Origin of the sequence: Bowmanella denitrificans (assembly GCF_039522935.1) — a bacterium.
In the GTDB taxonomy this organism is placed as follows: domain Bacteria; phylum Pseudomonadota; class Gammaproteobacteria; order Enterobacterales; family Alteromonadaceae; genus Bowmanella; species Bowmanella denitrificans.
The window spans coordinates 201,526-217,189 of sequence record NZ_BAAAEI010000002.1 but is presented as its reverse complement, the minus strand read 5'-3'; the positions used below and the strand labels follow the sequence as shown (position 1 = coordinate 217,189).

The 15,664-nt window shown below is 51.8% G+C and carries 14 protein-coding genes; 5 read left to right on the top strand and 9 right to left on the bottom strand.

The genetic code is table 11. From position 1 onward, the window contains the following. Positions 1 to 430 precede the first annotated feature (430 nt). From ABD028_RS02250 to gcvT, 7 genes are all read right to left on the bottom strand, one after another. Entirely contained in the window at positions 431 to 907 is a 477-nt protein-coding gene (locus tag ABD028_RS02250) for a DUF2269 domain-containing protein (RefSeq protein ID WP_343841236.1), read from the bottom strand. Positions 908 to 918: 11 nt separating this feature from the next. Beyond that, a complete protein-coding gene (locus tag ABD028_RS02245) occupies positions 919 to 1,572 on the bottom strand; it encodes a hypothetical protein (RefSeq protein ID WP_343841233.1) in 654 nt (217 codons plus the stop codon). A gap of 721 nt (positions 1,573 to 2,293) precedes the next feature. Then, complete coding sequence (locus ABD028_RS02240; protein ID WP_343841230.1) at positions 2,294 to 2,917, bottom strand: ATPase; 624 nt, start codon at positions 2,915 to 2,917, stop codon at positions 2,294 to 2,296. Further along, the gene (locus ABD028_RS02235) at positions 2,905 to 3,159 is read right to left on the bottom strand and encodes a hypothetical protein (RefSeq protein ID WP_343841228.1); all 255 of its coding nucleotides are present in this window, start codon (positions 3,157 to 3,159) and stop codon (positions 2,905 to 2,907) included. Before ABD028_RS02235 ends, ABD028_RS02240 begins: the two co-directional genes overlap by 13 nt. A gap of 154 nt (positions 3,160 to 3,313) precedes the next feature. Further along, a complete protein-coding gene (gene gcvP / locus ABD028_RS02230) occupies positions 3,314 to 6,205 on the bottom strand; it encodes an aminomethyl-transferring glycine dehydrogenase (RefSeq protein WP_343841225.1) in 2,892 nt (963 codons plus the stop codon). A 108-nt stretch (positions 6,206 to 6,313) separates the two neighbouring features. After that, positions 6,314 to 6,703, bottom strand: coding sequence for a glycine cleavage system protein GcvH (gene gcvH, locus ABD028_RS02225; RefSeq protein WP_102798896.1), 390 nt, complete (start codon positions 6,701 to 6,703; stop codon positions 6,314 to 6,316). Between the two features lie 28 nt (positions 6,704 to 6,731). After that, complete coding sequence (gene gcvT / locus ABD028_RS02220; protein WP_102798895.1) at positions 6,732 to 7,814, bottom strand: glycine cleavage system aminomethyltransferase GcvT; 1,083 nt, start codon at positions 7,812 to 7,814, stop codon at positions 6,732 to 6,734. Positions 7,815 to 8,151: 337 nt separating this feature from the next. Here gcvT and ABD028_RS02215 point away from each other — a divergent pair, with 337 nt between their 5' ends. From ABD028_RS02215 to ABD028_RS02200, 4 genes are all read left to right on the top strand, one after another. Next, positions 8,152 to 9,009, top strand: a complete 858-nt coding sequence (locus ABD028_RS02215; RefSeq protein ID WP_343841219.1) for a LysR family transcriptional regulator — start codon at positions 8,152 to 8,154, stop codon at positions 9,007 to 9,009. A 133-nt stretch (positions 9,010 to 9,142) separates the two neighbouring features. Further along, positions 9,143 to 11,110, top strand: coding sequence for a TonB-dependent receptor plug domain-containing protein (locus ABD028_RS02210; RefSeq protein WP_343841216.1), 1,968 nt, complete (start codon positions 9,143 to 9,145; stop codon positions 11,108 to 11,110). 126 nt (positions 11,111 to 11,236) lie between these two features. Beyond that, positions 11,237 to 12,103: an alpha/beta hydrolase gene (locus ABD028_RS02205; RefSeq protein WP_343841213.1), complete on the top strand. Its 867-nt coding sequence runs from the start codon at positions 11,237 to 11,239 to the stop codon at positions 12,101 to 12,103. Then, complete coding sequence (locus ABD028_RS02200) at positions 12,100 to 12,687, top strand: TetR/AcrR family transcriptional regulator (RefSeq protein WP_102798891.1); 588 nt, start codon at positions 12,100 to 12,102, stop codon at positions 12,685 to 12,687. The genes ABD028_RS02205 and ABD028_RS02200 overlap by 4 nt, the downstream gene beginning before the upstream one ends. Before the next feature lie 13 nt (positions 12,688 to 12,700). Here ABD028_RS02200 and ABD028_RS02195 read toward each other — a convergent pair whose 3' ends face one another. Continuing rightward, a complete protein-coding gene (locus ABD028_RS02195) occupies positions 12,701 to 14,020 on the bottom strand; it encodes a Na+/H+ antiporter NhaC family protein (RefSeq protein ID WP_102798890.1) in 1,320 nt (439 codons plus the stop codon). A gap of 126 nt (positions 14,021 to 14,146) precedes the next feature. On the opposite strand from ABD028_RS02195, the gene ABD028_RS02190 reads away from it, so the two are divergent. Continuing rightward, the gene (locus ABD028_RS02190; protein ID WP_343841208.1) at positions 14,147 to 14,647 is read left to right on the top strand and encodes a GNAT family N-acetyltransferase; all 501 of its coding nucleotides are present in this window, start codon (positions 14,147 to 14,149) and stop codon (positions 14,645 to 14,647) included. A 48-nt stretch (positions 14,648 to 14,695) separates the two neighbouring features. On the opposite strand, the gene ABD028_RS02185 is transcribed toward ABD028_RS02190, so the two are convergent. After that, the gene (locus ABD028_RS02185; RefSeq protein WP_343841205.1) at positions 14,696 to 15,388 is read right to left on the bottom strand and encodes a hypothetical protein; all 693 of its coding nucleotides are present in this window, start codon (positions 15,386 to 15,388) and stop codon (positions 14,696 to 14,698) included. Positions 15,389 to 15,664 lie beyond the last annotated feature (276 nt).

Here is a 15,664-nt window from a genome sequence, read left to right as displayed (position 1 = left end):
ATTCACCTCATTTGATGGTTGGATTCTACCACCTAACTTGGTGTCTGGTTTTATTAGACCACTACAAAATGAGTGAAAGAAACGTCTGGAACGTCGTGTCTTTACCGCGCTGCAAAGACAATCTGGTCAGGAACCCGATTGAACAGCTTTAGCTGGCCCGCAGGGCAACAGGCAGGACACTCGAATGGGGCTGGCACGCCATGGACGGCGCGTCATATAAGACAAGAAAGTCATATCACGATAACCTTGTTACAGCAGCTTTCACTGTGGATACTGAAACTCAGTTTGGCAAAATGATTGCTATGGGAATAGTCTAAATCTGATATTGACGGTTATCCTCAACAGTTGTCACTTACACGTAGCACGGGTCAGATCTTGCATGATGCACAATGTCAGCTAACGATAAAAAGTAATAGATGCAGATCCATACTTATACAATCGTCCCCTTACCAACAGCCAAGTACATTACCATCAACACCGAAATTGGAATGACCAACAATGCGATTTTAGTAAATGGCCCATGATAGACGTCTATCCAGCGTTGGTCCCACTTTGTCATCGGCTGCCCCGCATAAAGCTTTTTCGATGCCTGCGCAGTGAGCCAGTTGCCGAGTAAGATATCCACGACTTCCAGCGGTACGATAATCAACAGAACGATATAAAGTTTCTGCTGCAGCCAGTCGGTGTGAATAAAGCCGTATTGAAATGCCAGGGTAAATCCACTGGCCAGCAGCACAGCAAAAGCGACATGTTCGATCACTATGGTAAAGAAGAAGACTTTACTGACCTTGGCAGCAATGGGATTACTAAGGTCGGCGATTTTATCCACGGCCTTAAGCACCAACCAGGCACCCAAGGCTGGGCCCAGCCAGAAGATCAAAGCGCCAATATGTAACAGTTTTAACAACGGATAGTCCATTATCGCCGCAACACCTTGTGAGCAAAGATAAGCATCCACATGGTGCTTAACACCATGCTAGTGGCGGTAAATAGTTCTGCCGCTTGCATAGCGTTTAAGGCTATAGAGAAGGACAACATTAGTCCCAATACCCACGCCGCTATCCCCCAAATGGCTACCCATGTACGAATCAGGCCTTCCTGAATGGCAATCACCGTCAGTAGCATGCCACCCAAGTTATATAAGCCGTTGCCAAGAAAGCCGGTCAAATGAGTAGCTATCACTTCCAGCGCTGACAACGTTTCCAAACTGGTGTTGCTATGAATAAGATTCGGGATTACAAAGGCATACAGCACCTCGGCACTGAGATCCGGCACTATGCCCATGGCCACAAAGGCCAGCCCAAGGTTACGAAACAATGAAGGCTTGAGGTTATCAGCCAGAATTGCGCAAAAAGTGAAAAGTCCCAGGGCACAGAGCATCCAAATACACCAGGAAAACTGCCAAATTACCTGATGCTCAACGATGAAAGTCATTCTCTCTGACAATGTATTGTCAACAGGCAGACCACCTCGCATAGGACCATTCATCAGTAAACAGGCAACGACGATAATTCCGGCAATCAGATGAACCAGGTAGAACTTCATCCTGTTATTGTTATTCGTCTGCTCCATGGCCTTCGGCTTCCTGTAAAACGTCCGCTGATATAGCCGCATCCTACAGTCTGTTATTGACTAAGGAAACTGTTTGATCTTGGATCAAAGGGGTCACGGATCAAAGAGCCAGAGCTGCCGAAACATCCAGCCCCCAAGCGACCTAAGCCGCTTCACCCCGCTTAAAAATTCCCGGTCGGTTCAGGGCGCAGCTAAAAGGTGGGCAATTTGCTGGGAGAAAATTGAGTGGAAGACGCGTCTGGAACGTCGTTTTCACGACCACCTTTTAGTAGTGTCCTGGACTGACGTTGTTGGGAATCCAGCGGCGCGTTTTGAATGCTACGTCCCTGTAGCTTTTCCTCCGGACCAGCATAAAGCTGTCCGAAATCTTTCCCGAAGATTTGGTCTTTGCGTCTCGTTTCTTCGCAGTGAAGACAACCTGGTCAGGAACCAGATTGAACAGCTTTAGCTGGAGGCAGGACGCTCGAATGGGACTGGCGCGCAAGGGACCGCGCGTCATATAAGACAAGGAGGTCAGTATCCAAAATTATTTCTCTACCACGAAGATAAGAAGAACACGAAGAGTAGACGATCTCTATAACCCTTCGTGCACTTCGTGTCCTTTGTGGTGAATAACTGTATCTAGCGCGCCAAAAGCAGCTTGTCATAAAAAACAAGGATGTTACAGATACAAAAAAGGGCCACAAGGCCCTTTTTCAATTATTCAGCGTAACCCGCCAACTTACCGAAGAATACGGACTTTTTGCTTATCCCATTTCAAAAGAACGCTTTCACGAAACCACTTAGGCTTAACTCTGTTATAGGCTTCTTCTTTTACATCCAGAAAGCTGTTTGGGTTGACCTCAGCAATAGGCACCAGCATGTCTGTATTATCGAAGAAATAAACGCGGTGGCATTGTCTGGCCATGTCAAATAGCTGGGATAAACTCCTGCTGTATCTGCTGCGAATCTTCTCTTTAGGTACAGGGTGTCCACCCAATGCAACCCTTTCATCAACACGTTCGACATTGATGTCAGGATCGGCAATACAAACATAGTAAAGGTAGGATTTATAACCGCGTCTATTGGCTTCTTGAATGTAGTCTAGATGACTGGCATGGCTCATAACAGACTCGTAACTATGAGACACCCCTGATGTCAGCCACATCTGTCGCTGCTCGGTTGCGATTTTCTGTGCCAACTTGGAACGCTTTAGCGGATCTGGCTCATATTCATGGAGCGTCAACTCAATCTCATCAGGGTTAACATACTGCCCCAAAGGCACATCGTATTTTTGCCGTAATTCGTTGGTTAAGGTGGTTTTCCCTGAGCCATTGGGACCAGCAATAAGCCTTAGTCTTGGCATAGATCCGCTTGCAAGCTTGGGAAGTTTTCAAGCTCACTCATAATTCGAACAAGCTGTTCAGAACCATCCGGATGCTGTTTTATCACCCGCCCGGCTTTAGCGTAGGTAAAACTCACCCCCTGTTTTCTGGCTTTGGCCCTTGCAGAACGAGAAGCACTGCGACCAATTTTAGCCAAGGTATCAAAATCATCTAAAGGGTCCTGACGCTGTACAACATAAACCTTTTTAATTGTTTGAGTCATTAAGTTCTCCTCTGATACGCCAGGCAATATTATCTCTGGAGTCTGCACGCATCAAGCGAGCGATTTGTCGCTTAGCTTATTAGTGTATATGGGGCCGAAAAATAACAAAGCGAGCACTAAGCTCGCTTTGTTGTTTCAATGGCCTAATTCAAGCTTATCTGTACGTATCAGTAGCAGGGCAAGAACACACCAGATTACGGTCACCAAACACGTCGTCGATACGGTTAACGCTTGGCCAGAACTTGTTACGGCGCACGGCGTCTACCGGGTAGGCTGCTTCGGTGCGGCTGTAGGCACGGTTCCACTCGTCGTCACAAATATCCGCCAGGGTGTGCGGGGCATTGTGCAGCGGGTTGTCGGTGTCGTTCCACTCACCGCTTTCTACCTTGGCTATTTCTTCACGGATGCTGATCATGGCATCACAGAAGCGATCCAGCTCGGCCTTGGCTTCTGACTCGGTAGGCTCGATCATCAGCGTACCGGCTACCGGGAAGCTCATGGTCGGGGCGTGGAAGCCGTAGTCGTTCAAACGCTTGGCCACGTCCATTTCGGTAACGCCAGAGGCTTCTTTCAGCGGGCGCATATCGATAATACATTCGTGCGCCACACGGTCGTTACGGCCTTTGTACAGCACCGGATAATGGCCAGACAAACGCTTGGCCACGTAGTTGGCGTTCAGAATCGCCATCGCGGTGGCTTTGGCCAGCCCTTCGCCGCCCATCATCTTAATGTACATATAGCTGATTGGCAGAATAGACGCACTGCCCCATGGCGCGGCAGATACGGCACCGTTAGTTGGCTGCGTACCGCTGATTGCCATTACCGGGTGGCTGGGCAGGAAAGGCGCCAGGTGCGATTTCACACCGATTGGACCCATACCGGGGCCGCCGCCGCCGTGTGGAATACAGAAGGTTTTGTGCAGGTTCAGGTGCGATACGTCAGAACCAATAAAGCCGGGGCTGGTCAGGCCAACCTGGGCGTTCATATTGGCACCGTCCAGGTATACCTGGCCACCGTGCTGGTGCACGATATCGCAAATCTCGCGAATGGTTTCTTCGTATACACCGTGGGTAGAAGGGTACGTCACCATGATACAGGCCAGGTTATCGGCCGTTTCAGCGGCTTTGGCTTTCAGGTCGGCCAGGTCAACGTTACCGTTCTTGTCACAGTCAACCACCACCACCTTGTAACCAATCATCTGCGCAGACGCCGGGTTGGTACCGTGGGCAGAGCTTGGAATCAAACAGATATTGCGGTGACCTTCGTCGCGGCTTTCGTGGTAGCGACGAATGGCAATCAAACCGGCGTATTCACCCTGGGCACCTGAGTTAGGCTGCATGGAGATATTGTCGTAACCGGTAATTTCCACCAGCGCATCGCCCAGCTCGTTGATCATTTGCTGGTAACCCTGGGCCTGATCCAGCGGCGCGAAGGGGTGCAGTCGGCCAAACTCAGGCCAGGTCACCGGGATCATCTCGGCGGTGGCATTCAGTTTCATGGTGCAGCTGCCCAGTGAAATCATCGAGTGGTTCAGGGCCAGGTCTTTGTCTTCCAGCGATTTGATGTAACGCAGCATTTCGGTTTCGCTGTGATACTTATTGAACACTTCGTGGGTCAAAATCTCGCTGGTACGCAGCAGGTTGGCTGGAATAGAAGCCGAGCCGCTGGCAGTGATTTGCGCATCCAGTACATCGATATCCAGACCGTGGCCGGTGCCTAAGAAGGCGTCGAACAGGCTGTTGATATCATCACGAGTGGTAGTTTCATCCAGGCTTACACCCAGCGCGCCGTCAAGGTCGGTACGCAGGTTACGCTCAGAAGCGATAGCACGGGCAACAATCTCGTCTTTATTGCTGGTTTTAACCGTGATGGTATCGAACCAGGTGTCATTCACCAGTTCCAGGCCTTTGGCCTGCAAACCGGCAGCCAGGATATCGGCCAAACGGTGAATACGGCTGGCAATGGTTTTCAGGCCTTTTGGACCGTGATACACAGCGTAGAAAGACGCCATATTGGCCAGCAGCACCTGCGCAGTACAGATGTTGGAGTTGGCTTTTTCACGGCGGATATGCTGTTCACGGGTTTGCAGCGCCATACGCAGAGCTGGCTTACCACGGGTATCCTGCGACACACCGATAATCCGGCCAGGCAGTGAACGCTTATGCTCGTCGCGAGTGGCGAAGAAGGCCGCGTGCGGGCCGCCGTAACCCATAGGTACACCAAAACGCTGGGCACTGCCCAGAACCGCATCGGCACCCATTTCACCAGGGGATTTCAGCAGCACCAGGCTCATAATATCGGCCGCCACCGACACAATGGCCTTGTTGCCTTGCAAAGTGGCAATCAGAGATTCCAGATCGCTGATAGCACCTGTGGTACCTGGGTATTGCAGCAGCGCACCAAATACATCGTGATTAGGGGCGTCAGCCGCCGGGGCGACGATAATGTCAAAACCGAACATCTCGGCGCGGGTTTTTACCACGTCGATGGTTTGTGGGTGCACATCGTCGGCAATAAAGAACAGGTTGGCCTTTTTGTTTTTGGACACACGCTTGGCCAGGGCCATGGCTTCGGCGGCAGCGGTGCCTTCATCCAACAAGGAGGCAGAAGCCAGTTGCAAACCGGTCAGGTCCAGGGTCATTTGCTGGAAGTTCAGCAGCGCCTGCAGGCGGCCCTGAGCAATCTCGGGCTGGTAAGGGGTATACGCCGTGTACCAACCGGGGTTTTCCATCACGTTACGCAAAATCACATTGGGGGTCAGGGTGTCGTGATAGCCCATACCAATGTGGCTGCGGAAAATCTTGTTTTTACTGGCCACGGCTTTTAGCGCCGTCAGGGCTTCGACTTCTGTCTGACTCTCACCCAGATTCAACGGCTTAGGTAAGCGAATGGCCGCGGGTACCGTCTGTTCAATCAGGTCATCCAGGCTGCTGGCGCCTACCACGTCCAGCATGGCAGCGGTTTCTGCCTGGCCTGGGCCGATATGGCGACGGACAAAATCCTGCTTCTGTTCAAGTTGCGACAGGGAGAGGTTGGTGTCAGACATAATGCTTGGTATCTCGGTTAGGGAAGTTGCAAAAGCAAACCCCGGGAAAACCCAGGGCGCTTAACGGAAAAAGGCCGGCACCTGGTCGGCGCGGCCTTTCAATATTTGTTACTCTTCGTCGATGCTGTTTTCGTAGCCTTCAGCGTCCAGCAGCTCTGCCAGTTCGCTCTCGTCGTCGGCTTTGATGCGGAACATCCAGCCGTCGCCGTAGGGGTCAGAGTTGACCAGCTCAGGGGAGTCTTCCAGCTCTTCGTTTACCGCCAGGATCTCACCGCTGATAGGGGCATATACATCGGATGCCGCTTTAACAGATTCCGCTACGGCTACGTCGTCGCCGGCGCTGACATTGCTGCCTACTTCAGGCAGTTCAACAAACACCATATCACCCAGAAGTTCCTGGGCGTGTTCGCTAATACCTACGGTGTATACGCCGTTACCTTCGGGGCGCACCCATTCGTGAGACGCGGCATAACGCAATTCGGCAGGGATGTTGCTCATTGTATTTCCTCTAATACTTGTGACGTTTTTAGTGTTCTACTTTTTTGCCGTTACGGACAAAGCTGGGTTTAACCACTCTTACTGTAACCCACTTTTTGCGCATTTCCACCTCGGCTGTATCCCTTACGCTGGAAGGCACACGGGCCATTGCAATGCTGTAACCCAAGGTCGGTGAAAAGGTACCAGAAGTGATCACCCCTTCGCCACCTTCCACCTTAACGGTCAGGCCAGCGCGCAGTACGCCTTTTTCTTCCATCACCAGGCCAACCAGCTTGTCTTTACCGCTGCGGTTGTATTCTTCCAGTGCCTTACGGCCCATAAAGTCACGCTCTTCCGGCAACCAGCTGATGGTCCAGCCCATATTGGCGGCCAGCGGCGAAATGGTTTCATCCATATCCTGGCCGTACAGGTTCATACCCGCTTCCAGACGCAGGGTGTCGCGCGCGCCCAAACCACAAGGCTGAATGCCCAGATCCAGCAGCTTTTGCCAGAAGTCACAGGCCTGCTCGGCCGGTACCATCACTTCATAACCGGCTTCACCGGTGTAGCCAGTGGTGGCAATAAACAGTTCGCCACTTTGTACGCCAAAGAATGGCTTCATACCTTCCACGGCGGCTTTTTGCTCGGCGCTGAACAGCTCGGCGGCCTTGGCTTTGGCATTGGGACCCTGAATGGCGATCATAGCCAGGTTAGGCTGTTCGATAATCTGGATATCAAAGCCGTCGGCAACTTTGTTTAACCAGTTAATGTCTTTTTCACGGGTGGCCGAGTTCACTACCAGGCGGTAATCGTCGTCTGCGAAGAAGTACACGATCAAGTCGTCTACCACGCCACCCGCTTCGTTCAGCATACCGCTGTACAGTGCCTTGCCTTTGTCCTTCAATTTTTCCACGTCGTTGGCCAGCAGATAACGCAAATAGGCTTTGGCCTGCGGACCTTTGATATCAACAATGGTCATATGCGACACGTCAAACATACCGGCATCACGACGAACGGCGTGGTGCTCTTCAATTTGGGAGCCATAGTTAATGGGCATTTCCCAGCCGTGGAAATCCACCATTTTGGCGCCGGCTTCAAGGTGTTTGGGGTGCAGCACAGTCTTGTTGGTCATGGCTTTGGCACTCTTGTGAGGTTCAAAAAAAGTGGCCTGATTATAGGAGCTTCAACACAAGGCAACAAATTGGAAATCCAAATGGATACATTAAGAATTGTTATGTATTATCCATACATCATTTAAGAAACTGATGCCAACGGAGTGAGGAGTGAGGAGTGAGGAGTGAGGAGTGAGGAGTGAGGAGTGAGGAGTGAGGAAACCATAAGGGGCAATAGTCAAAAGACAACCCAGATACGCCTGTTGCCTTATTTACCGCCACCACCTCTGATTCATCCACATTGGTGCAAGGCACTTTACTCCTCTCGCCTGGCACCTAACACCTAACGCGACGACCATGAAACAACTGTCCCTGGATAATTTACGTGCTTTTGTCACTGTGGTGGAAATGGGCGGCTATGCCAAGGCCGGGGATTTTCTTGGCCGCTCGCAGCCCGCCATCAGCCTGCAGATCAAGCGTTTGGAAGAACAGCTCGGGCGCAAGCTCTTTACTCGTCAAGGCCAGCGCCAGCAGGTGAACAGCGACGGTATGCAGTTGTACCAGCAAGCGGTGCAGATGCTGGCGATCAACGATGAACTGTTTCGCCAGTTTGAGCAAACCCAGCTCACCGGCCAGTTGCGCCTGGGCCTGCCCAGTGAGTTCGCCACCAGCCTGCTGCCCGCTATTATCGGTGACTTTAACAAGGCCTACCCGGATGTGACCCTGGAAGTGACCTGCGACTTAAGCAAGTCGCTGCTGGACAAAGAGCGTCGTCGCCAGTTTGATTTGATTCTGGCACTGGACGATATGCCCCACCCCAACCAGCCGGAAACCGTGCTGCAAGATGAACTGGTGTGGGTAGCCAACCCGCAATACCGGCCTGCAGACGATAAAGTGGCCCTGGTGGTGGCACCCAGTGGCTGCATTTACCGGCGACGTGCACTGGATCGCCTGCAAGCCGCCAATCAACCCTGGCGCATCAGTTACACCAATGCCGATATCGGCGGTATTACCGCGGCGTTAAAAGAAGGATTGGGGGTCACCGTGCTGGCCAAAAGTACCCTGCCAACCGATTTAACCCTGATTAAACACCGCAGTCTGCCGTCGCTTGGTCTGGTGGGGATTAACCTGTTTATCCAGTCCAACAAGCATCCTCAGGCCAGCCAAAAACTGGCTGAGTTTATCCGTTCCAGGTTAAGTTACCTGGCGGCCTGAATCAGTTAGCGGTAGCAGCGGCACTTTAGTCTGAATAACAATAGCTTACAGTGCGACTACATAAACAACTTTGCAACCCGGGCGAAGATGATTTAGCTTTTAACATCAATAACCTGTCTTTGTTTGGGAAAGCATGACGCGGCGCCAACGGAATTTGTTGTTTAAGGGAGTCTGCCTTCCCTTGTTGTTTCTGGTGCATACTGCTAACGCCCGGCAAACTGAAGCCCCTGACCCTTTCGCTTTGTCTTTTGAAGAACTGCTGGACGTGGAAGTGGTGACCTCCAGTCGCAGGCTGCAGGCGTTATCACAAGCACCGGGGGTACTGTCGGTGGTCAGCCGCGAGCAGATCCAGGCTTATGGCGCTACCAGTTTGGTTGAAGCGCTGGAGCTCGCCCCAGGGGTACTGGGCACCGGCACTTATATGTTTCCGGTGAACAGCCTGAGTATTCGCGGCGATCAGCCAGGCCAATACAATACTCATGTGCTTATTCTGCTTGACGGTCAGCCCGTTCGCGAAACCCAGAATGGCGGTGCCGATCTGGCTATTCTGCGCGCCATGCCGCTTGGTGGGATTAAACAACTTGAGATTATTCGTGGTCCGGGCTCGGTGCAATATGGCACCAATGCCTTTAGCGGGGTGGTGAACATTGTCACCGACCCCGGTGTTGGCAGCCAGGGTATCACCACCGCCCTTGGCTCAGGCGGCAGGCAGATGCTCAGCCTCAGTCAGGGCATTGAACGCCAGTCAGCCTGGGCTACGGTTAACCTGCGTTTTTTTAACGACAGACATAATCCATATCGTGCTCAAGATGAGACCAACCAGGGCTTTGTGCGAGATTTTGACCAGCAGAACCTGGGCATGCGCCTGGCAGGCGGTTGGGGAGACTGGCAGTTCAGCTATTTGTATACCGACAGCCATTCTGGTCATGGCGGCACCTTACCCATTGCCAGTCTGTTTACTGAACAGGCCAGCATTGAAGCCACCCGGCAATGGCTGAGCCTTTCCACTCAACAGAATCTGTGGCAGGGCCAACTGAGTATCGCGCTCACCTATAACGCGATGCACAATCACTATACTAACCCCGGTCCGCAGCCCAGCTATATGGACGCACACGACTGGCAATGGGATATGCGCTGGCAACGCGATTTAAGTGCCGACACCACCCTGACACTGGGCGTTGAGCTGCAGCGTAATAAGGGGGATTCCGCCGGTGACCATGCACAAAGCGGCCATATTCAGATAATTCCTGCCTATCAGGACAATCAGCAACGTGCCTTCAGCGAAATTGCCCATCAATTTAACCAACGCTTGTCGCTGGTGGCCGGTTTACAACTAAATAAAGCCGAGCATGGCGACAGCCATCTTTCCAGCCGGGTGTCTGCCAATTACCAATGGCAAAATGGTTGGTTGGCAAAAATTCAGTATGCCGAAGCTTATCGCGCCCCCTCGATGCTGGAGCAAGGCATCGCCCTGCCTGGTGTGGTGATGGGCAATGGTGCTCTGCAGCCGGAAACGGTTGAGACCTGGGATGCTCAACTGGCATACAGCAGCGCCAGTTTCTACAGCGCCGTGAGTCTGTTTTACAGTCACAACCAGGATTTGATTATTCGCCGTGCCCAACCAGGGCAGACCGCCAGCTACTTTAACTTTGGTGAACAACGCATCAAAGGGCTGGAGTGGGAAAGTCGCTGGCAACCCGTCGACAGCAATATGCGCCTGGAGCTGTCCTGGACATACCAGCAGAACCTGGCTCCCGGCGTGAATACTGACAATGCCAGCAGCATGCCCCGGCATTTGTTGAAACTAGGCTGGATCCAAACCCTGGGGGACAATCTGCAGCTTGGCGTGCATATGCAACATGTGCGTGGCTGGCAAAACCCGCCCGGCGCCTTGCCTTACAATCCGCTGACCAATCCTCAGACCGGCGTCAATGCCCACCTGAATTATCACGTTAACGCCTGCCTGTCCTTATGGCTGGATGTTGATAATGTGTTCGATCAAAGCCGCTGGCAACCGGAAGTAACGCGGCGGGTAGTGAATACCTGGCCTTACCTGGAGCAGCAGCGCCAGCTGACCGCCGGCATTGACTGGCGGTTCTAACCGGCTCCCTTTCGCTTTATTGGTCTTCCGTGCTGTTATCTCTGACACTTACTCATTGCCAAAATAGTACAGTTGAACTATTTTATTAGTACAACTGTACTATTTATTATGATCAGGAAGACAAACATGGCGTTGAATTACTTTGCAGACGATCAGGGTGGCAATCGCAGGCAACGCGTTTTACAAGGCATTACCGGTTTTCTGAGTGACAATACCCCTAAACTGGCGTTATGGCTTGGCCGCCAGTTACTGCTGCGGCCCTATGGCAAGCGCACCCGCCACTTTGAACAAGTGAGCCCGTCGGCAGAACTGGATATTGACACCAGGCAAGGCATGGCAAAAGTACATCTGTTTGGCCACAGTGGCCCATGGATTGTCACCAGTCACGGCTGGGCAGATAACAGCCGCTGTTTTGAACCCCTGATTCAGACCTTGCTGCAACAAGGCTACAGTGTGGCTGCCATTGATCATGTGGCGCATGGACGTGCAACTGGCAAGCAGGCGCATTTACTGGCCTTTATTGAAGCCACCGAAAAACTGCTGGCCCATTTTCAGCAAAACCATCAGGCTGTATCCGCCATTATTGCCCATTCCATGGGCGGGCTGGCCAGCCTGAATCTGCAACCTCAGTACCTGACAGATACCAAGTTGATCCTGATTGCCATGCCTATCCGCTTGTTTGAGCTAATGTTTGTACAAGTGGAACGTATGGGTATTTCCGCCAAGATGCTGTCGCTGGTGCTGGAACATATCTCTGGCCAGTATCAAACCCAATGGCAGCAACTGCAGTACCAGCATCACCTGCATAAATACCGTGATCGCCTTTATCTGATCCATGATACCGACGATAAATTCGCGCCTTTCAATCACATTGAAGATGTGAGCCGCGAACAGGGTATGCCGTTGTATCGCACGCAAAACCTTGGTCATAACAAATTGTTGAGAGATACTGGGGTTATTCAGCAGATTTCGTCCATTCTCGTAGGCACATGAATAAAGGCGAGCGCACCCGGCAGGCCATATTGGAAGCCGGGTTTAAACACAGCAGTAAATTCGGCTTGGCCGATATCACCATAGGCACATTGTCCAAGCAGTGCAATTTATCGCGAACCGGCGTGATTTCGCACTTTAAAGACAAGGAAGCCATGCAACTGGCGATTCTTGCCTATATTGAGGAACAGTTTAAACAGCAGGTACTAGTGCCAACCCGCCGGGACGACCCCATCGAACGAATTGAAGCGCTGATGCTGACCTGGATGAATTGGGCCGACAAGGTAATGGGTGAAACCGGTATGGGCTGCCCGCTGATTAAAGCGGCGGTGGAATACCAGAATCGCCCGCAAAGCCCGGTCCGGCGTTTTGCCCTGGAGCAGCAGGCCAGATTGCTGGAGTACCTGCGCAGACAAGTGGTCAAGGCCGCTGCACAACTCCCGTCCAATATCGCTGCCGATACCCTGGCCTATGAACTGTACAGCCTGTATCTTGGCCATATTCTGCTGCGGGATTGTATGAATAAAGAGCAGGCCGCAGGGCTTTATCAGCAAAGCCTGGCCCGCCTTATTCATCGCTCAGCATGAACCAGCTAAGCCGCTAACGTTTAGCGGCCAGCTTCCAGACAATATAGCCACAGGCCACCAGCGCCAGCAAGTAGCAGTAAAATACATAAGGAATAATTTCTACCGGCGAGATGGCAAAGCTGGCACCTAACAGCAGCGCCTGCGCACCGTATGGGATCAGCCCCTGCACAATACAGGCAAAGATATCCAGTAAACTGGCGCTGCGTTTCGGGTCAATTTCGCCATGTTCGGCCAGCTTGCGCGCCGCTTCGCCCACCACGATAATCGACACCGAGTTATTGGCAATACACAGGTTGCTAAGCGCAATCAGCGCCGCAATGGCAAAACTGTGACTGGCCTGGGCATGGCGGGACAACTTTTGCGACAACGCATGCAACTTGCCAACCAGATAATCCAACCCGCCCTGGGAGCGCATCAAACCGGACAAGCCGCCGATCAGAATGCTGAGCATAAAGATTTCCTGCATAGAGGTAAAACCGGCGTAAATGTCCTTACCCAGTTGGTTCAGTGCATAATCAGCCTGCCACAAGCCCATCAATGCACTGCATACAATCCCCAATACCAGCACCACAAAAACGTTGACCCCGGATACAGCCAGCACCAGGATCAGCAAATAAGGAATGGCCAGCCAGGGGTTGCCCTGCTCCACCGTAACAGGTTCGGGCTGCGGGCTGATCCAGGCGTATAACAGCAAAGTCACAATGGCTGCTGGCAAGGCCATTTTCAGATTTTCAACAAACTTATCGCGCATCTGGCAGCCCTGAGTGCGGGTAGCGGCGATGGTGGTATCAGAAATAATCGACAGGTTGTCACCGAATATCGCGCCACTCATCAGCACGCCCGCCATCAGCGCCGGCTCAATACCGGTCACTTGCGACATGCCCATGCCAATAGGTGCCATCGCAGCAAGGGTGCCCATGGACGTCCCCATCGACGTCGACACAAAAGCCCCCAGCAGAAACAACCCCGGCAACAGGAACTGGGCAGGGATCAGATTGACTCCAAGGGCCACGGTGGCATCCACTCCCCCCGTGGCTTTCGCCACCGCCGAGAACCCACCGGCCAGCAGGAAGATCATGCACATGGTCATAATATCCTGATGTCCGGCGCCATCAGTAAACTGGGCAATAGTGCGATTCAGTGAATCTTTGGATAGCCAGACCGCCAACAATACTGCAGGCAATACAGCGACAGGGGCCGGCAGTTGATAAAAGGCAAACTCCACTCCTTGCGCCTGGTAGTAAAAACCAGCCCCCAGAAACAGCAGCAGAAACAGGCCAAGCGGCAGCAATGCATACTTGCCGCGAGCCGATACGGAATTAAGGTCAGACAACTGCTTTCACCATAAAGACGTTTAGACGTCTAAAAGTGTAAATAGTCACTCCCGGCCAAACAAGCTTTATTTTCTCGGGCAACGATCTGCGCTACCCTTCGCTCTCTTTAAACCTGCGAGTCTGCCATGCAAGTCCTGCATACCGAACGAATGCTTATGCGCCCGTTGAAATTAGAAGATGCACAGGCGCTCAACCGCCTCAACAGCGACCAACAGGTTATGCGCCATATTGGCCCGCTGCAAACCAGTGTGGCATTGACACGCCAGTATCTTAAAGACAGTCCGTTACGTGATTATCAGTTATATGGCTATGGTCGCCATGCCCTGGTCCACCAAGCCAATAATGAATTTATTGGCTTTTGCGGTCTGAAATTTCTGCCGGATTTCAATGAGGTGGATATTGGTTACCGCCTGCTGCCAAGCTATTGGGGGCAAGGCCTGGCATTTGAAGCCGCACAGGCAGCCATGCAATTTGGTAAGGAACAATTAGGACTTAAACGTATTATCGGCATGGCCATGCCAGACAACCAGGCCTCGATTCGGCTGCTGCAGAAACTGGGCATGCAGTATGAAAAACAGGTGACCCATCTGGGCACTGAATGTGTTTACTACGCTATTGAGTATTAAAACGCGCGCTCATTGCAGACAGGTTTGCTCAAACCAAGCCCTGGTAGACTACCCTATCGCGGCTTGGCGACGGGCCAGAGCTACAGGGCTGACCCGCACCCAATAGAACAAATACATAATAGCCAACTTGGTTACTGCACTGACACAGGCCAGCAGTAGCAATGGCCAGCCATCAGCGAATCCCATACTGAGTGCGAAGGCAATGGTGGAGATATCCATCAGCAAAATAAACTGGCTCATGCGAATATCTACCGCACCAGTTTGCCCGGCACGCACAATCAGCAAAATCTGGTGTACATAGCCCTGCGCAAGCAATAACGTAATGCCCACGATTAACGTGGCCGAGATCGTTTTACTGCGCTCCCCCAGGCTGTCCAACCCGATATATCCAGCGACTCCCACCAACAGACTCATTACCGCAAGCGTAAAACAAAGTCTGGCACTGCGCGTATGCCTGTCACGCGCAATTTCATAGAGAATCCCAGTTACCAGCAGCGCCGCCGTCAGACGCGGCCACAGCAGATAGTGATTGACAGGCTCCAAACTGTAGCCATAAACAAAGAATGAAAAGTATGCAAAAAAACTGATAGTGAACTGGTTAACAGAAAGCACCGTGGTTACCTGGCCACTGACCAACGTCCTTCTACGCTGCCAGATCTTTGCCAGTTGTGAGTAGATCCCCAGGACACTGACAAAAATTAGCAGCATATTGATACTGCCAAGCAAATCATATATCGACATTTCGCATCCCCACCAAATATTGTCGACAATTATTTATTTTTAACACCATAAAATCAATCAAAACCTCATTAACACAGACATACTGTCGACATTATAATAAGGGACGAACCTACACTTTGTCGCCACATCATCTGGCATGCAGCGAATATGAAAAAGAAGAATACAATTTCTTCAAACTAAAGCAGGAGATCTTGCCCTTTATAACGCGAGGTTAGTGGAATGACTGTTCTACAACAGTTTGATTATATGTTTTCTGAAATTAATATTATGTGGTTA